The organism is Streptomyces sp. BR123, from assembly GCF_013401435.1.
GTDB lineage: Bacteria > Actinomycetota > Actinomycetes > Streptomycetales > Streptomycetaceae > Streptomyces.
In genome coordinates this window covers 35,570-53,165 of sequence record NZ_JACBGN010000017.1, presented here as the reverse complement: position 1 = coordinate 53,165, position 17,596 = coordinate 35,570, and the positions used below count along the sequence as shown (strand labels likewise).

At 70.9% G+C, this 17,596-nt stretch carries 17 protein-coding genes; 8 read left to right on the top strand and 9 right to left on the bottom strand.

The annotated features are described in order from the left end of the window. The first annotated feature begins 830 nt into the window (after positions 1-830). Positions 831-2,021, top strand: coding sequence for a GDSL-type esterase/lipase family protein (locus HYE82_RS04990; RefSeq protein ID WP_309144196.1), 1,191 nt, complete (start codon positions 831-833; stop codon positions 2,019-2,021). A 50-nt stretch (positions 2,022-2,071) separates the two neighbouring features. Next, positions 2,072-2,722, top strand: a complete 651-nt coding sequence (locus HYE82_RS04985) for a 3'-5' exoribonuclease (RefSeq protein ID WP_179172683.1) — start codon at positions 2,072-2,074, stop codon at positions 2,720-2,722. Between the two features lie 145 nt (positions 2,723-2,867). Here the strand turns inward: HYE82_RS04985 and HYE82_RS04980 are convergent, their stop codons facing one another. Next, positions 2,868-3,500 carry an HAD family hydrolase gene (locus HYE82_RS04980; RefSeq protein WP_179172682.1) on the bottom strand — a complete coding sequence of 211 codons (633 nt, stop codon included), beginning with the start codon at positions 3,498-3,500 and terminating at the stop codon, positions 2,868-2,870. A 244-nt stretch (positions 3,501-3,744) separates the two neighbouring features. On the opposite strand from HYE82_RS04980, the gene HYE82_RS04975 reads away from it, so the two are divergent. Further along, on the top strand, positions 3,745-4,227 hold the full coding sequence (locus tag HYE82_RS04975; protein WP_179172681.1) for a hypothetical protein: 483 nt from the start codon (positions 3,745-3,747) through the stop codon (positions 4,225-4,227). 127 nt (positions 4,228-4,354) lie between these two features. On the opposite strand, the gene HYE82_RS04970 is transcribed toward HYE82_RS04975, so the two are convergent. The 7 genes from HYE82_RS04970 to HYE82_RS04940 form a co-directional block, all read right to left on the bottom strand. Next, on the bottom strand, positions 4,355-5,746 hold the full coding sequence (locus tag HYE82_RS04970) for a nucleobase:cation symporter-2 family protein (RefSeq protein WP_309144197.1): 1,392 nt from the start codon (positions 5,744-5,746) through the stop codon (positions 4,355-4,357). A 279-nt stretch (positions 5,747-6,025) separates the two neighbouring features. Then, positions 6,026-7,420, bottom strand: coding sequence for an 8-oxoguanine deaminase (locus tag HYE82_RS04965; RefSeq protein ID WP_179172679.1), 1,395 nt, complete (start codon positions 7,418-7,420; stop codon positions 6,026-6,028). 214 nt (positions 7,421-7,634) lie between these two features. Continuing rightward, positions 7,635-8,558: a factor-independent urate hydroxylase gene (pucL, locus tag HYE82_RS04960; RefSeq protein WP_179172678.1), complete on the bottom strand. Its 924-nt coding sequence runs from the start codon at positions 8,556-8,558 to the stop codon at positions 7,635-7,637. A 6-nt stretch (positions 8,559-8,564) separates the two neighbouring features. Further along, positions 8,565-8,957 carry a hydroxyisourate hydrolase gene (gene uraH, locus HYE82_RS04955; RefSeq protein WP_179172677.1) on the bottom strand — a complete coding sequence of 131 codons (393 nt, stop codon included), beginning with the start codon at positions 8,955-8,957 and terminating at the stop codon, positions 8,565-8,567. An 8-nt stretch (positions 8,958-8,965) separates the two neighbouring features. Next, positions 8,966-9,472: a 2-oxo-4-hydroxy-4-carboxy-5-ureidoimidazoline decarboxylase gene (gene uraD / locus HYE82_RS04950; protein ID WP_179172676.1), complete on the bottom strand. Its 507-nt coding sequence runs from the start codon at positions 9,470-9,472 to the stop codon at positions 8,966-8,968. 179 nt (positions 9,473-9,651) lie between these two features. Further along, a complete protein-coding gene (locus HYE82_RS04945; protein ID WP_179172675.1) occupies positions 9,652-10,035 on the bottom strand; it encodes a helix-turn-helix domain-containing protein in 384 nt (127 codons plus the stop codon). Continuing rightward, complete coding sequence (locus tag HYE82_RS04940) at positions 10,032-10,283, bottom strand: thiamine-binding protein (RefSeq protein WP_179172674.1); 252 nt, start codon at positions 10,281-10,283, stop codon at positions 10,032-10,034. Before HYE82_RS04940 ends, HYE82_RS04945 begins: the two co-directional genes overlap by 4 nt. Before the next feature lie 124 nt (positions 10,284-10,407). Between HYE82_RS04940 and HYE82_RS04935 the strand changes: the two genes are divergently transcribed. The 5 genes from HYE82_RS04935 to HYE82_RS04920 all read left to right on the top strand — a co-directional run bounded on the left by HYE82_RS04935 (position 10,408) and on the right by HYE82_RS04920 (position 15,223). Continuing rightward, on the top strand, positions 10,408-11,241 hold the full coding sequence (locus HYE82_RS04935; protein ID WP_179172673.1) for a TIM barrel protein: 834 nt from the start codon (positions 10,408-10,410) through the stop codon (positions 11,239-11,241). A 116-nt stretch (positions 11,242-11,357) separates the two neighbouring features. Beyond that, positions 11,358-12,251, top strand: a complete 894-nt coding sequence (locus HYE82_RS04930; protein ID WP_179172672.1) for a 2-hydroxy-3-oxopropionate reductase — start codon at positions 11,358-11,360, stop codon at positions 12,249-12,251. A gap of 280 nt (positions 12,252-12,531) precedes the next feature. Continuing rightward, entirely contained in the window at positions 12,532-13,989 is a 1,458-nt protein-coding gene (locus HYE82_RS04925) for a catalase (protein ID WP_179172688.1), read from the top strand. Between the two features lie 405 nt (positions 13,990-14,394). Next, entirely contained in the window at positions 14,395-14,523 is a 129-nt protein-coding gene (locus HYE82_RS37695) for a hypothetical protein (RefSeq protein WP_256986925.1), read from the top strand. A 121-nt stretch (positions 14,524-14,644) separates the two neighbouring features. Further along, entirely contained in the window at positions 14,645-15,223 is a 579-nt protein-coding gene (locus tag HYE82_RS04920; protein ID WP_179172671.1) for a TetR/AcrR family transcriptional regulator, read from the top strand. Between the two features lie 100 nt (positions 15,224-15,323). Here HYE82_RS04920 and gcl read toward each other — a convergent pair whose 3' ends face one another. Then, positions 15,324-17,111: a glyoxylate carboligase gene (gcl, locus tag HYE82_RS04915; protein WP_179172670.1), complete on the bottom strand. Its 1,788-nt coding sequence runs from the start codon at positions 17,109-17,111 to the stop codon at positions 15,324-15,326. Positions 17,112-17,596 lie beyond the last annotated feature (485 nt).

Genomic DNA, 17,596 nt, shown 5'->3' with positions numbered 1-17,596 from the left:
ACAGGGGTGGGGTCGGGGCCCGTTGAGCCCGGCCAGGGGAACGGTCGGCCGGCCTCACCCCCGCCGCGACCTGCCACAGGCCGGGCACGGTCCGGTTCGTCCGGGGTGAGGTCGAGGCCGTCCGCGTACAGCCCGTGGAATACGGAACCGGAGGCGACGGCCGGGCCGGTTGCCAGGGGCGCCGCGTGAGGCGCGGTGGCCGTCGGCCACTGCGCCCACGCGGGCCACTGACGCACCGGCAGCCAGAGGCCGGCAACGGTCGCCGCGACCGCAGCGGTGAGGCATCTGCGGCCGTCTTCGCGAGCACCGATCCGCCGGCCCGCGGCCTGCTCCGTACGGCGGTTGCGCCCCCGAAGAAGCGGACTTCGACGCAGAACGGGCGCCCCGGAATCGGCGGCAAGGACTCCGGCGTACGCCCCCTCGCCCCGGCCGAACCCGGCCACGACGGGCCACCCCCGCATCCCGGACTCCGCCGCGGCCCACTCGAAGTCCCGCGCCCCACCGCGCGCTTGGACCAGGGTGAGCACCCGTTGGCCGTACCTCCGCCGCACCGCCCTCACCCCCCGTATCTCCTCTGGTCCCGTCGGGTGACCGTACCGGGCGCGGCGGGGCGGCGCGCGGGGAGTTCCGCGTCCCGCGAAGCGGAACAGGGGCTGCCGAACGACCGGTCGGTCGTTACGCCATCGTAATCTGCGGCTACCTAGCGGTAACAAGCCAGTGCGTGTCACCTTTCCCGTGCCACCGGCCGGCGGTGTCCCCCACTTCCCCAGCCATGCCCCGGAGTTCTCTCGCGCTCCGGCTCCGGCATGGCCTACCGCAGGAGTTCCGTCGTGACCGGATTCCGCTATGCCAGCAAGGACAGGACACGCCGTCGGGTGCGACGGCTGGCCGGGGCCGGGCTGGCCCTGCCGCTCGCCGCCGGTGCACTCGTCCTCGCCCCCTCCGGGACCGCGGCCGCCGCCCCCGGGACCGGGCCCACCGCCGTGGTGTCCATGGGCGACAGCTACATCTCCGGCGAGGCCGGGCGCTGGAAGGGCAACAGCCTCACCAACTCGGGCAACCGCACCGGCACCGACCGGGCCTGGGTCAGCGGCAGCGTCTACGACCCGTCGAAGGTATACGGCGCCACCGCGGGCGGATGCCACCGCTCCGACTCGGCCGAGGTCAAGAGCGCCGGGGCGATCGCCGACGTGGCCGTCAACCTGGCCTGCTCCGGTGCCACCACCGCGAACGTCTTCCGCTCCGTCAGCGGCGGCGTCCCCTTCAAGGGCGAGGCCCCGCAGGCCGACCGGCTCGCCGCCGTCGCCGCGAGCAACGACGTCAAGGTCATAGCCCTGTCCATCGGAGGCAACGACCTCGGCTTCGCCGACATCATCAAGGACTGCGCGCTCGACTTCGTGATCTGGAACTCGTACTGCCACGACGACCAGCAGTACGGCGTGGACCAGAGGATCGACGGCGTGATGGCGGACGTCGCCAAGTCCGTGGACGAGATCCGGGCCGTGATGCGCGCCGCCGGCTACGGCGATTCCGCGTACCGCATCGTGCTGCAGTCCTACCCGTCGCCGATCCCGCGCGGTGCGGAGAACCGGTACCTCCAGAGCGACTGGAGCCGCCTGAACACCGGCGGCTGCCCCTTCTGGAACCGGGACTCCGACTGGGCGCGGGACTCCCTCGTCCCGCAGATCGCGAACCGCCTCAAGGCGGTCGCGGCGGAGAAGGGCGTGCAGTTCCTGGACCTGCGGGACATGATGCAGGGGCGCGAGGTGTGCGCCAAGGCGAGCAAGCAGGTCACCACCGCGGCGCCGGCGTCGGCGAAGACCAGCGAGTGGGCGCGCTGGATCGACAGCAGCGAGACGCAGGGGCCGGTCCAGGAGTCCATGCACCCGAACTACTTCGGCCAGCTCGCGCTGGGCCGCTGCCTGGCCCTGGCCGTCGGCCGGAGCGGCACGTCGAGCGTCGGCTGCAAGAACACCGCCGGCGCGGACCAGACCGGCATGTACCTCACCCCGGTCCCGTAGGACCCGAAATCCGGGTGATCTTCCGCGGTGCGGGCTGGCATGCTCGGCGCATGGCAGCCCGCACCGCACGTCCCAGCATCTACATCTCCGTCGACATCGAGGCCGACGGCCCGATCCCCGGCCCCTACTCCATGATCAGTTTCGGTGCCGCCGTCGCCGGACGGCAGGACGGCACCGTGTACACGGCCGCCGACCCCGAGCAGCGGACCTTCTACCGCGAACTGCGGCCGATCAGCGACCGGTACGACCCGGAGGCCCTGGCCGTCAGCGGCCTGGACCGGGACCGGCTGCTGCGGGAGGGCACCGACCCGGGCGCGGCCATGGCCGCCTTCCGCGGGTGGGTGCGCGCGGTGGCCGAGACCGCCGGGGCGCAGCCGGTGATGTGCGGCTATCCGGCCTCCTTCGACTGGACCTTCCTGTACTGGTACCTCATGCGGTTCGGTGGCGACAGCCCCTTCGGACACTCCGGCTGCCTGGACATGAAGACCCTGTACGCGGCGAAGGCGCGGGTCCCGCTGCGCGCCGCCGTCAAGGGCCGGATGCCGGCCGAGCTCCGCTCCCGCCGCCGCCACACCCACCACGCCCTCGACGACGCCGTCGAACAGGCGGAACTGATGAGCAACCTGATGCTGTGGCAGGGACCGGCGGAGTCCGGTACCCGTACCGGTACCGACGTCGGCGCTGCCGGGGACGCCCGGTAGCCCCACGGCTCCGCGCGGGGCTGAGCACGAGGCGCGACGGGCGCCCCGCGGTCCCGGTGCCCGCGGTCCCGCAGCCCCGCGGTCGGTCGGGCGTCCACCGGGGGAAACGGGCAACGGGGCTGTGCGCGCGCCCGCGGCCGCGATGTCAGCCGGGCGGCAGGAAGCCCAGCACCGCACTGAGGTCGGCGAGTTCGCGGTAGTGCACGCCCGTCATGCCGATCGCGACCGCGGCCTCGACGTTCTCGGCCCGGTCGTCGACGAACAGGCAGCGCTGCACGGCGACACCGGCCCGTTCGGCCGCGATCTCGTAGATCCGGCGGTCCGGCTTGGCGACTCCCACCCGGGCACTGCTGACGACGTGGTGCGCGAGGTCCGCCAGCCCCAGCGTCACCAGGTCCGCCTCCAGTTCCTCGGTCGCGTTCGTCACGAGCACCAGGGGCATGTGCGCCCGTACGCGGCGGAGCAGCGCCACCACCGCCTCGTCGGCCCGGAACGGCAGCTCGGCGAACGCCGTGCCCAACTCGCGGGCGACCGGCTCCGGCACGCACTCGGTCAGGCCCAGCACGATGGACTCCACCCACTGCCGCTTGGTGATCTCGCCCAGGAGCAGCGGCAGGTCCCGGCCGGGCGCGAAGGCCACCTGCGCGGTCGTGCCCGCTGCCAGTCCGGCCCGCCGCTCCAGCTCCGGGAGCAGACCCGGATCGTAGAAGCGGATCACGTTGTCGAAGTCGCAGAGGAGCGCGTCGAAGGGGGCGTCGGCTATCGGGTCATCAGTCACCTCCCTTGCATAGCAGCGCCGTCCGCGGCCGTCGAGACGATCCGCCCCTCCGCGCGGGGTGAGGGGGAGTCGGTCCGGCGGGAGATCGGCTCGGAGGTCGTGGAGCACATCGAGCGGAGCCTGCGCACGGCGGCCGTCTCGGAACCGGAGGCACTGCCCGGCCCCGTGCGCGGGGGGCGGGCGCCGGGCGGTCCGGTCGGCTCCGGCACGCGGTGGTGCCTCCGGCACGGTGAGGCTCTCCGGTGTGGACCGTGTCGCACTGCACTTCGAACGCACCGACGGCCGACGCGGGCGCGGCGGCGACCTGCTCCTGCGGCTCGGCGCGTGGCGGCAGGTGTGCGACTCGTACTACCTGTCCGTCGATGACGCCCCGACGGCGCGCGGGGACCTCACCCGGCGGATCGCAAGGCTCCTCGAACAGTGGGAGGAGCAGGTGGCGGGGATACCTGGGCGGGCCGGCGGGACGGCGTTCCTGCCCTTCGACTTCTCCGACCAGTACACGGGCTGGCTGCGGGTGGCCTCCGAGGACGGCGTGCGGGCCCGGGTGGAGGCGGGTTGGAGCCGCGTCCTGGAAGGCTGGAGCTTCCCCCCGTCGGACATCGCCGGCGCGGCCGGGAGCGTCCGCGACTTCGATCCCGTGGCGGGCGCCCGCCTGGACTGCTCCGTGTCCGGTCTCCTCGCCGCCATCACGGCCGTCCGGCGCGGTTTCGCCCCGGATCAGGGCTGAGGCCGGGAGTCCGCGCCGCCCCCGTACGCGGCACGGTGCGGCGCCGGCGCGCCGACGGGTGGGCACGCCACTCCCTCAGCGGGTGGCGTGCGCACCTTCGGCGCACCGGCGCCGCACCGGACAGGGTTCACTGCGCGGGCACCGGCTCCGGGCAGCCCTCGGCGGCCCCGGTCCGCCGGTGGCCGAGGTGGTTGAAGGCCAGGTTGAGGAGGATGGCCGCCACGCAGCCGGTGCTGATGCCGGAGTCCAGGACGACGAGCAGGTCCTTGGGGAAGGCGTGGTAGAAGTCCGGGGCGGCGATCGGGATCAGGCCCACGCCGACCGACGCGGCGACGATCAGTGCGTTCTCGCCGCGTTCCATGGCCGCGCCCGCCAGGGTCTGGATGCCGCTGGCCGCGACCGACCCGAAGAGCACGATGCCGGCGCCGCCGAGGACCGGCAGCGGGACCACGCCGATGACCGAGGCGGCCAGGGGGCACAGGCCGAGCAGGATCAGGATGCCTCCGCCCGCGGCGACGACGAACCGGCTGCGCACCTTGGTCATGGCCACGAGCCCGATGTTCTGGGCGAAGGCGCTGCACATGAACCCGTTGAACAGGGGGCTCAGCGCGCTGCCGAGGGCGTCGGCGCGCAGCCCGCCCTCGATGGTCCGGGCGTCCGCCGGCCGGTCGACGATCCTGCCGAGGGCCAGGATGTCGGCGGTGGACTCGGTCATGCAGACGAGCATCACGATGCACATGGAGACGATCGCGGCGACCTGGAACTGCGGGGCGCCGAAGTGGAAGGGCGCGGGGAAGCCGACCAGGTCGGCGGTGCGCAGGGCCTCGGTGTCCACCATGCCGAGCGGGATCGCGGCGAGGGTGCCGGCGGCCAGGCCGAGCAGGATGGAGATCTGCTGGAGGAAGCCGCGCAGCAGTTTGCGGAGCAGCAGGACCACGAGGAGGGTGGCGGCGGCCATGCCGATGTTCTGCACGGAGCCGTAGTCGGCGGCGTTGCGGTTGCCGCCCTGGGACCAGTTGAAGGCGACCGGCAGGAGGGAGACGCCGATGAGGGTGATGACCGTGCCGGTGACCACCGGCGGGAAGAGGCGGACGAGCCTGCCGAAGTAGGGGGCGGCCAGGAAGCCGAGCAGTCCGGCGATGATGATCGCGCCGAAGATGACGGGGACGGCGTCGGCGCCCTGGTCCTTGCCGATGGCGATCATCGGGGTGACGCCGGCGAAGGAGACCCCGTTGACGAAGGGGAGCTTGGCTCCGATGCGCCAGAAGCCGAGGGTCTGGAGCAGGGTGGCGAGGCCGGCGGTGAAGAGGGAGGCGCCCATCAGGAAGGCGGTGTCCTCGGCGGAGAGTCCGACGGCCGGGCCGACGATCATGGGTGGGGCGACGACGCCGGCGTACATGGCGGCCACGTGCTGGAGGCCGCTGGTGAACGTCTTCAGCGGGGGCGGGGTCTCGTCGACCGGATGCTTCTCCCCCGGTACTGCGACTGCATCTTTGCGAAACCTGGGCGCCTGGGCCACGGCTTCCTCCGGTCGGTTGGACACGTCGGCGGGGACGTGGGTGTCAAGGAGGTGGTGTGAAAGCGGTGCACGTCGAAAGAAGAGAAGCGCAGAAACGATTCGCCCGAGTCGTTCCGCCGTACGCGCGTCAGGTCAGGCGGTGGCAAGCGCCGCCGTCACCGACCCCGGGGGCACCTCGGGCAAGCCGTCGGTGCCGCCCGGGAACGGGAGCCGCGGACCCCGCTCGGGTCCGCGGCCGCCGGCCGGGGGCCGTCCCCCCCGGCCGGAGCCGGTGGGGGTTCAGCCCTGCGCGGCGATGCGCGCGAGGCGCTGGGCCTCGTCCCGCGTGGAGCGGGCGATGGCGTCCTCGTCCGCGGTGAGCAGCCGGTTGTTCTCGACGATCTGCCTGCCGTTGACGAACGACGCGGTGACCGGGGCGGCCGCGCCGAAGACGAGGGCGGTGACCGGGTCGGCGATCGAGGAGTGCAGGAACGTGCTGAGGTTCCACAGCACCAGGTCGGCGAGCTTGCCGACCTCCAGGGAGCCGATGTTGTCGGCGCGGCCGAGGACCTGCGCGCCGCCGTACGTACCGAGGCGCAGCGACTGGCGGGCGTTCAGCGCGGCCTCGCGGTGCACCGGGTTCAGACGGTTGATCAGCAGCGCGTTGCGCAGCTCGGTGTGCAGCTCGCCGGACTCGTTGGAGGCGGTGCCGTCCACGCCGAGGCCGACCGGGACGCCGGCGGCGAGCATGTCCGGGACGCGGGCGATGCCGGCGGCCAGGCGGGCGTTGGAGGACGGGCAGTGCGCGACACCGGTCCTGGTGCGGGCGAAGGCGGCGATGTCGGAGTCGTTCATGTGGACGCTGTGCGCCATCCACACGTCCTCGCCGAGCCAGCCGGTGGACTCGAAGTAGTCGGTCGGGCCCATGCCGAAGAGTTCGTGGCAGAACTTCTCCTCCTCGACCGTCTCGCTGCCGTGGGTGTGCATGCGCACGCCGAGGCGGCGCGCCAGCTCGGCGCCCTGCCTGAGCAGTTCGGTGGAGGCCGAGAAGGGGGAGCACGGGGCGACGGCGACCTGGGTCATCGAGTCGAAGGACCCGTCGTGGAACTTCTTGACGGTCGCCTCGGTGTCGGCGAGGGCTCCTTCGAGGGTCTCGACGGCGTGGTCCGGCGGCAGGCCGCCGTCCTTCTCGCTGCGGTCCATGGAGCCGCGGGCCAGGGTGAAGCGGACGCCCATCTCGGACGCGGCGCGGACGATCGCCCCCGAGAGGTCGCCGGCCCCCTTGGGGTACACGTAGTGGTGGTCCATCGCGGTGGTGACACCGCCGCGCGCCATCGCGGCCAGGGAGCCCTGCGCGGCCGAGTACGCCATCTGCTCGTCGATGCGCGCCCAGGTCGGGTACAGGGCGACGAGCCAGTTGAAGAGGTTGTGGTCGGTGGCCAGGCCGCGGGTGATCCACTGGTAGAAGTGGTGGTGCGTGTTGACCAGACCGGGGGTCACGAGGTGGCCCGTGCCGTCGATGCGGCGTACGACGTCGGCGAGGTTCCCGGGGGCGTCGCCCGCGCCGACGGCCTCGATCCTGTTCCCGGCGATGACGATGTGCCCGGAGGCGTACTCGGTGTCGTTCGCGTCGACGGTCGCGATCGCACAGTTCTCGATGACGGTGCGCCGGGTCTCGCTGTCAGTGGCTGCCATGGGAGCTTCCTCGTGCTTTCGGTGGCGGTGCGGGCACGGCAGGACCCAGGGGATTTGAGTGCCGAAACCGGGGGCCTGGCAGCTGACAGTACTGCCGCCCCGTGTGATGCTCCGGGTGCCGAGTTCGGAAAGTTCGAAGGTGTTGCGGGTGGATCCGGAGGGCCGGGTCCCGGGGCCACTGCGGGGCCCCCGGGACACCGGGTGCCGGCCGGGCCTAGAGGTTGGTCAGGTCCACCGGGATGCGCGCGTCGGCGCCGTCCCGCAGGATCGTTGCCTCGATCAGGCCGTAAGGGCGGTCCGCGGCGAAGTACACCTCGTTCTCGTTCTTGAGGCCGAAGGGCTCCAGGTCGACGAGGAAGTGGTGCTTGTTCGGGAGCGAGAAGCGGACCTCGTCGATCTCCGGGCGGTGGTTGATGATGCGCGAGCCCATCTGGTACAGCGTCTGCTGCAGGGAGAGGGAGTAGGTCTCCGCGAAGGCCTCCAGCATGTGCTTCTTCGTCGCCTCGTAGGACTTCTCCCAGTTGGGCATCCGCTGCTCGTCGTCGGTCCAGTTGAACCGCCAGCGGCCCGACACCTGGGTGGCCAGGATGCGGTCGTACGCCTCCTGGAGGGTCGTGTACTTGTCCTTCACGTACCCCCAGAACTCGGAGTTCGTGGAGTTCATGACGATCAGGTCCTTGAGGCCGGAGATGACCTCCCAGTCGCTGCCGTCGTACGTGACCTGGGTGACGCGGGTCTCCTGGCCCTTGCGGACGAAGGAGTGCTTGACCTCGTCGGCGCCGATGAACCTGGAGTTCGCGTCCGAGGTCTGGATCCGCTCCCAGGCGTACTCCTCGATGCGGATGCGCGCCCGGGAGATCGGCTCCTGGCTGCCCACGAACCAGCGGGCCAGGTGGATGCCGAACTGCTCGGCGGACTCGATGCCGTACTCCTTGGCGAACGCGTACACCGTGTTCTTGGTCGTGTCCGTCGGCAGGACGTTCGCGTTCGAGCCGGAGTAGTGGACGTCGTCCATGTCGCCGGAGAGGGCGACCGAGACGTTCAGGTCCTTGATGTGGTGGGTGTCGCCGTCCCGCGTGATCCTGACGACGCGGTTCTCTGCTTTGCCGTACTGGTTCTGGCCGAGAATCGTGGGCATGGTCTGCTAGCTCCCTCGGTAAACGGAGTAGCCGAACGGGTTGAGCAGCAGCGGTACGTGGTAGTGCTCACCCGGGTCGACCGCGAACGTGACGGTCACCTCGGGGAAGAACGCACCGCTGTCCCTTACGCGGGGGGCGTCCTGCTGCGCCTCGGCGGCTTGCTTCTTGGCGAAGTACGCCTCGGTGTCGAAGTCGAGGCGTACGTGGGTGGTGCCCTCCGGCAATGCCGGCAGGTCCTTGCAACGCCCGTCGGCGTCGGTGGCCGAGCCGCCCAGGGCCGTCCACTCGGCGTCGCGGCCGCTGCGGGCCGTGAGCGAGACGGCGACGCCCTCGGCGGGGCGGCCGACGCTGGTGTCCAGGATGTGGGTGGACACCGATGCGGTGGTTTCGGTGCTCATGTGCCGTGTCACTCTCCTTCGACGAGGCGGCTCAGACGGATCCGGTTGATCTTGACGAGCTCTCCGCGGGCGATCTCCCGCTCGACCTCGGCGGTGTTGCGGATCCGGACCTCGACCGCGTCCCGCATCTGTTCACCGGTCGCACCGGTCGCGCAGATCAGGAAGACGTGCCCGAACTTCTCCTGGTAGGCCAGGTTGAGTTCGAGCAGTTCGGCCCTGAGCTCCTCGGAGGCGCCGGCCATGCCCCGCTGCTCGCGGGCGGAGGTCGGGTCGCCCGGCTTCGGCCGGCCGATCGGGGGGTGGCCGGCCATGGCCTCCTCCAGGTCCGCCGTGGTGAGCTCCGCCATGGCGGCGTCGCTCGCGGCGAAGAGAGCGGGGGTGCCGGCGAAGGGGCGTTGGGCGAGGACCTTGCTGCCCCAGGCCGCGCTGGCGCACACCTCGTGCAGTTCGGCCGCGGCCGCTGCATCGTCCAGGGCGTTGAACCGGGAAAGCCCCGGGGTCGGACTCGAAGTCACGGGAAGCCTCCGTGGCCTGCGGCCTCTGGCCTGTGGCCTGTGGCCTGATTGCTTGACGGGCTGCGCATAGCTAACGCCCTCGGCAACACGACGTCAACACTTTGTTGAAATTTCCCCGACACAAAAGCCGCCGTCCGGTTGATTCGGGCGGCGGCTCGTGGCCACGGGTGACGACCGTTTCACCCCTGGTTGTTTTTGTTGGGATTTTCCCTGTTCAAGTAGTTGTAAACGGTGAAGCGGCTGACGCCGAGGGCACTCGCCACGGTCTCGACGCCGTGGCGCACGGTGAAGGCGCCGCGCGCCTCCAGTATCCGGACGACGTCCTGCTTGGCCTTCCGGTCCAGCTGCGCCAGAGGCATTCCGTGGCGGCGCTCCAGCGCCGCGAGGATGCGGTCCAGGGACTCGCCCAGCTGCGGCAGGCGCACGGCGAGCACGTCCCGCCCCTCCCAGGCGAGCACGACGTCGTCGGGCTCGGCCTGGGAGGGATCCATCAGCACCCCGCCCATCGCGTCCACCAGCGGCTTGACCGCGGCGACGAACGGGTGGTCGCGAGGCTCGGTCATTCGAGGCCCTCTCTGATCACGTTCACCTGGAGGGAGACGCGGGTGGCCCCGGCCCGCAGCGAGTCCCGCAGCAGCGCGGACACCGCCTGGAGCACCTCGCCGGCCTCGCCCTCGGCGGTGTTGCCGAACGGGCCGACGTCGACCGCGTCCAGTTGCGCCTTCTGGATGACCTCGCGCGCGGCCACGGCATGGGCGGGTGCCTCTTCGAGGTCGAAGGGCTCGGTCGTGAACTCCACTCTCAATCGCACCTGGTCAAGCTACCCCGAGGTACCGAAATTCCGGCAGGCCCCACTTGACATCCCCCTGGCGGCCCATGCAGTCTTCCATCAAGCAGAAAGAAACTTCCGCAATACGGAAGGAGCGCACGCCCTCATGGGATACACGGACCAGCGCTTCGATGTGAACCTGTCGATCCTCTTCACGGAACTCCCGCTTCTGGAGCGCCCCGCGGCCGCCGCGGCGGCGGGCTTCACCGCGGTCGAGCTGTGGTGGCCCTGGATCGACACCCCCACCCCTGCCCAGGAGGAGCTCGACGCCCTCAAGAAGGCCCTTGAGGACGCGGGCACCCGGCTGGTGGGCCTGAACTTCTACGCGGGGCGGCTCCCCGGCCCCGACCGCGGCGCGGTCTCCGTACCCGGCGAGGAGTCGGACCGGTTCCGCGCCAACATCGAGGTCGCGGCGGGCTTCGCCGCCTCCGTCGGCTGCAGGGCGCTGAACGCGCTCTACGGCAACCGTGTCGAGGGTGTGGACCCGGCCGTCCAGGACGAACTCGCCCTGGAGAACCTGGCGATCGCGGCCCGCGCCGCGGACCGGATCGGCGCGATCCTGCTGATCGAGACGCTGAACAAGCCCGAGTCGCCGCTCTACCCGCTGGTGAGCGCGCCGTCCGCGATCGAGGTCGTGGACAAGGTGAACGAGGCGACCGGCCTCGGGAACGCCAAGCTCCTGCTGGACCTCTACCACCTGGCGATGAACGGCGAGGACCCCTCGGAGGTCATCGAAAAGTACGCCGCCAAGACCGGCCACGTCCAGATCGCGGACAAGCCGGGCCGGGGCGCCCCGGGCACCGGCGAACTGCCCCTGGAGAACCTCCTCGACCAGCTGGAGAAGGCCGGCTACCGGGGCTTCGTCGGCCTGGAGTACAAGGCCGGGAACGCCGCCGCGTCCTTCGACTGGCTGCCGGCCGGGGCCCGCGCCGCCCGGTAGCCGCACAGCCGCCCGGTAGCCGCACACAAGAGGACGAAGTCCGGAGTTTCCCCCGGGCTCGCCCGCCACTTTTCGTACGCAGCTTCCAGAGCTTTTCAGAGAAGGACCCCGTCACAATGAGCAACGACCTCCCCAAGATTGCGTGGATCGGTCTCGGCATCATGGGCTCCCCCATGTCCGAGAACCTGCTGAAGGCCGGCTACGCGGTCACCGGCTACACCCTGGAGCAGGACAAGCTGGACCGCCTCGCGGCGGCCGGCGGCACCGCGGCGGGCTCCATCGCCGAGGCCGTCGAGGACGCCGATGTGATCATCACGATGGTGCCGGCCTCCCCGCAGGTCGAGGCCATCGCCTACGGCCCCGAAGGCATCCTGGAGAACGCGAGGTCCGGCGCGCTGGTCATCGACATGTCGTCGATCACCCCGCAGACCTCCGTCGACCTGGCGAAGAACGCCGAGGAGAAGGGCATCCGCGTCATCGACGCCCCCGTCTCCGGCGGTGAGGCCGGCGCGATCGAGGCCGTACTGTCGATCATGGTGGGCGGCGAGCAGGCCGACTTCGACGCGGCCCTGCCGATCCTCCAGGCCCTCGGCAGGACCATCGTCCTGTGCGGCCCGCACGGCTCCGGCCAGACGGTCAAGGCCGCCAACCAGCTCATCGTCGCCGTCAACATCCAGGCGTGCGCCGAGGCCGTGGTCTTCCTGGAGAAGTCCGGCGTGGACCTGGCGGCCGCCCTGGACGTCCTGAACGGCGGCCTGGCCGGCTCCACCGTGCTGACCCGCAAGAAGGACAACTTCCTGAACCGCGACTTCAGGCCCGGCTTCCGGATCGACCTGCACCACAAGGACATGGGCATCGTCACCGACGCCGCCCGCAATGTCGGTGCGGCCCTCCCGGTCGGCACGGTCGTCGCCCAGCTCGTCGCCTCGCTGCGCGCCCAAGGCGACGGCGGCCTGGACCACTCGGCCCTGCTGCGCGCCGTCGAGCGCCTCTCCGGCGACCGGGTCTGACGGGCCCGACGGGCCTGAAGGGCCTGACGGATCCGACGGGCCTGACGGATCCGACGGCCTGGCCGAGCGGGCCACCCTCCCCCCTGCCACCGGGGGTCCGAGTTTCCGGACGGTGCCGGTGCCGACAACTGTCCTGTCGCGCCCAGGCGCCGGCACCGTCCGGATCACCTCTCTCCACGTTTGTTCAACAAACTGTTGACGCTGCGATCGGCCCAATCCTAGGCTGTTCCGCATGACGGAAAACGCTTTCCGTCAGCAGTTTCCCGTACGGAAGGTCACCATGTCGAAGCGCACGCTGACGACCGAGTCCGGCGCCCCGGTCGCCGACAACCAGAACTCCGCCACCGCCGGCGTCGGTGGCCCGCTCCTGATCCAGGACCAGCAGCTCCTCGAGAAGCTCGCCCGCTTCAACCGTGAGCGCATCCCGGAGCGTGTGGTGCACGCGCGCGGCTCGGCTGCGTACGGCTACTTCGAGGTGACCGACGACGTCACCACCTACACCAGCGCCGCCTTCCTCGACACGGTCGGCAAGAAGACCGAGACCTTCCTGCGGTTCTCCACCGTGGCCGACTCGCTCGGCGGCGCCGACGCGGTCCGCGACCCGCGCGGCTTCGCGCTGAAGTTCTACACGGAAGAGGGCAATTACGACCTCGTCGGCAACAACACCCCGGTGTTCTTCATCAAGGACCCGATCAAGTTCCCCGACTTCATCCACTCCCAGAAGCGCGACCCGTTCACGGGCAGGCAGGAGGCGGACAACGTCTGGGACTTCTGGGCGCACGCACCCGAGGCGACGCACCAGATCACCTGGCTGATGGGCGACCGCGGCATACCGGCCTCGTACCGCCACATGAACGGCTACGGCTCGCACACCTACCAGTGGACGAACGACAAGGGCGAGGCCTTCTTCGTCAAGTACCACTTCAAGACGAACCAGGGCATCCGCTGCCTGTCCTCCGAGCAGGGCGCCGAACTCGCGGGCAAGGACGCCAACTCGCACCAGACCGACCTGCTCCAGGCCATCGAGCGCGGCGTGTACCCGTCCTGGACCCTCTACGTCCAGATCATGCCGGCCGCCGAGGCCGCGGACTACCGCTTCAACCCGTTCGACCTGACGAAGGTGTGGCCGCACGGCGACTACCCGCTGCAGCGCGTGGGCCGCCTGGTCCTCGACCGCAACCCGGACAACGTGTTCGCCGAGGTCGAGCAGTCCGCCTTCTCCCCGAACAACTTCGTCCCGGGCATCACCGCCTCCCCTGACAAGATGCTCCAGGGCCGCCTGTTCGCGTACGCCGACGCCCAGCGCTACCGCCTCGGCGTGAACCACACCCAGCTGCCGGTCAACGCCCCGAAGGGGACCGCGGCGGACAATTACGGCCGCGACGGCTTCATGGCCACCCGCAACGGCGCCCGTACCGACAAGAACTACGAGCCCAACTCGTACCGGGGCCCGGCCGAGACCGGCCTCGCCCTCGGCGCGCCGAAGGCCGTTTCCGGCTACACGGGCACCCACCCGGCCCCGCTCCACACCAAGGACGACGACTTCTTCCAGGCCGGCGAGCTCTACCGCCTGATGTCGGAGGCCGAGAAGGAGCGCCTGGTGGCGAACATCGCCGGCGGCCTCTCCCAGGTCTCCCGCGAGGACGTCATCGAGAAGAACCTGGCTCACTTCCACGCCGCGGACGCCGACTACGGCAAGCGCGTCGAGGAGGCCGTCCGCGCACTGCGCGAGGGCTGAGAGCCGCAAGCTGCGCCGGGAGCCGGGCGGGAGGTCCGGCTCCGGGTGCCGGGCCCGTACTGCGGACCCGGATGAGGGGTGGTCCGCAGTACGGGCAGACCGCGCCGACCCATGGGGCCGGCGCCGCGTGAGGACCGTGGCGGGCGTGCGAGCCAGTGCGGTGGTCATGGGCACCAAGGCCCGTCTCTTGACCTGAGGGAGACGGAGCCGGAGTGCCCGTCGCCGACCGCCACGGTCCCCCGCCGCTCTCCGCGGCCGCGCAGGGGCCGCGCACAGGGTCCCCCGCACGGACCGGGAACACCACCTCCCTCCCCCACACTCCGCCCGGCGGTGCGAACGTCCTGTCGCGCCAGCCTCGCACCGTCGGGCGGTCACACCCGAAGCGCCGGGTTCACGGACGGTCCCGTGAACCCGGCGCTTCGCCTTGCCCGGGGGAGGTTCGCGGCGGCGGGACGGTCGGCCGCGGACCTCCTCGTACGGCTGGCCGCGGCGCGGACGCAGCTGTCGGTGCAGGTCGAGGACCTGCGTGCCTGACCGGATTCCCGGTCGGCCGGGCAGCGCCTGACCGGGAATTCGGTCAGGACGGCACGGCGCTATCGTGACTGCTGACTGAATGATCAGTCAGAGCCGATCGTCCGAGGGGTAGCACTCGACCGTGACCGACCGCCAGGCGTTGATCTTGGAAGCAGCCGTACGCGTCATTGCGCGCAGCGGCATCAGGGGACTCCGCGTCGAGGACCTGGCCGCCGAGGCCGGCGTGTCCACCGCGCTGATCTACTACCACTTCAAGGACCGCGCGGGGCTGGTCCAACGCACCCTCGCCTTTGTCAACGACCGCGCCGTCGGCTACACGGAGGAGGCGCTGGGGGGCGCGCAGGACGTCCGGGACGCCCTGCTGCGACTGCTGTTGAGCGAGCTCCAGGAGACCGACGCGGTCCGCGACAACAGCATCGCCTGGGGCGAGCTGCGGGCCAGTGCCGTCTTCGACGCCAGTCTGCGCGCGAACCTCGTCGGGTCCACCGGCGACTGGGTCCGGGACACCGCCGAGCTCGTCGCGGACGCGCAGGCGGTCGGCCTGGCCGATCCGCGGGTCGAGCCGCTGGACGTCGCCGAGCGGCTGACCGCCCTCGTGGAGGGGCTCAGCGGGCGCTGGCTGAGCGGTTCGCTCGACGTGACGCGGGCCCGCGAGCTGCTGGCCGGCGCGGTCGAGGCGGAGCTCGGCCCCCGCCGGTAGGACGCACGTCCGCACGCGAACGACCCCCGTCCCTCCTCGCGGGAGGGGCGGGGGCCGTTCGCGTACCGTTCCCGCCCGACCTTCCGGTCAGGCAGGCCGATCAGACCTTCAGGGCCTTGATGGCGGTCGGGGCGTGGCCGGGCTCGGTGGCGAGCTCCTCGAACTCGGTGACGTCGCTCATGTCGACGGTCTTGCTCATCGCGATGTTCGTGATGCGCTCCAGGATGGCCTCGACGACGACCGGGACCCGGTGCTCGGCGGCCAGCTTCTTGGCCTGCTCGAAGGCCGCGCCGAGCTCCTCCGGGTCGGTGACGCGGATGGCCTTGACGCCCAGGCCCTCGGCGACCTTGACGTGGTCGACGCCGTAGCCGCCGAGCTCGGGGGTGTTGATGTTGTCGAACTCCAGGTTGACCTCGAAGTTGATGCCCAGATTGCCCTGCGCCTGGCGGATCAGGCCCAGGTAGGCGTTGTTCACGAGGACGTGGACGTAGGGGACCTCGTGCTGGGCGGCGACCGCCAGCTCCTCGATCATGAACTGGAAGTCGTAGTCGCCGGAGAGGGCGACGATCGGGGTCTGCGGATCCGCGGTGGCGGCGCCGATGGCGGCCGGGATGGTCCAGCCGAGCGGGCCGGCCTGGCCGCAGTTGATCCAGTGGCGCGGCTTGTAGACGTGCAGGAACTGGGCGGCCGCGATCTGGGAGAGGCCGATGGTGGTGACGTAGCGGGTCTCCGGGCCGAAGGCCCTGTTCATCTCCTCGTAGACGCGCTGCGGCTTCATCGGGATGTTCTCGAAGTGCGTGCGGCGCTGCAGGGTGGCCTTGCGCTCCTGCGCGGAGGCGGCCCAGGCGGAGAAGTCCGGCAGCCCGCCCTCGGCCTTGAGCTCCTTGGCGACCTCGATGAACAGCTCCAGCGCGGCCTTGGCGTCGGAGGCGATGCCGTAGTCCGGGGCGAAGATCTTGCCGATCTGGGTCGGCTCGATGTCGACGTGGACGAACGTGCGGCCTTCGGTGTAGGCGTCCATGTTGTAGCCGGTGTGGCGGTTGGCCCAGCGGTTGCCGATGCCCAGGACGAAGTCCGACTCCAGGAACGTCGCGTTGCCGTAGCGGTGGGCGGTCTGGACGCCGACCATGCCGGCGGCCAGCTCGTGGTCGTCCGGGATGGTGCCCCAGCCCATCAGGGTGGAGATGACCGGGACGCCCGTCAGCTCGGCGAACTCGACCAGCAGCTCGCAGGCGTCGGCGTTGATGATGCCGCCGCCGGCGACGATCAGCGGGCGCTCGGACTCCCGCAGGAAGCGGATCGCCTTCTCGATCTGGGCGCGGGTCGCGGACGGCTTGTAGACCGGCAGCGGCTCGTAGGTCTCGGGGTCGAAGTCGATCTCGGTCAGCTGGACGTCGATCGGGAGGTCGATCAGGACCGGGCCGGGGCGGCCGGAGCGCATCAGGTGGAACGCCTGCTGGAAGACGCCGGGGACCTGCGCGGCCTCCAGGACGGTGGTCGCGGCCTTGGTGACGGGCTTCGCGATCGCCGCGATGTCGACGGCCTGGAAGTCCTCCTTGTGGAGCTTGGACACCGGGGCCTGGCCGGTGATGCAGAGGATCGGGATCGAGTCGGCGATCGCGGAGTACAGGCCGGTGATCATGTCGGTGCCGGCGGGGCCGGAGGTGCCGATGCAGACACCGATGTTGCCCGCCTTGGCCCGGGTGTAGCCCTCGGCCATATGCGAGGCGCCCTCGACGTGGCGGGCGAGGGTGTGGTTGATGCCGCCCACGTTCTTGAGCTCTCGGTAGAACGGGTTGATCGCAGCGCCGGGCACGCCGAACGCTTGCGCGACACCCTCGCGCTTGAGGATCTCCACGGCGGCGGCTGCGGCTGTCATACGGGGCATCGAGTACTCCTGGCGGTCCGGCGGTCAGACTACTTCCGCAATGCGGAAGTCATATTCTGTTATGCGAAACAAACTAAGGGGGCCGCTTCGTGTGCGTCAAGGCGGTTCGGCACCCCGGAACCCACCAAAAGCCGCGTCCCGTGGATGCGGGTTGCACAAATGGAGTTCGGCAGGACGGAAAATCGCCGAGGCCGTCGCGGCGGCGGTCGCAGGTGGTGGACCATGGATCCACGCACAGCGACGGAGGGGGTCGGGGTCCATGAGGGAAGCGGTGCCGGTGCGCTGTCCGGTGTGCCTGGACGAGAGCAGTTACGCCGCCCCGGTGTTCCCCTGCGCCTGCGGGAGCCCGGCCGCCCTGCCGCTGGACCTGACGGCGCCGCCCGTGCCGCTGGAGCACCGGACCTGGTCGGACTCGTGGGTGGCTGCGCGGTGCGGGGTCTGCGGACTGGTGAGCGAGTGGCCGCAGCCCGAGATGGGCTGCGGCT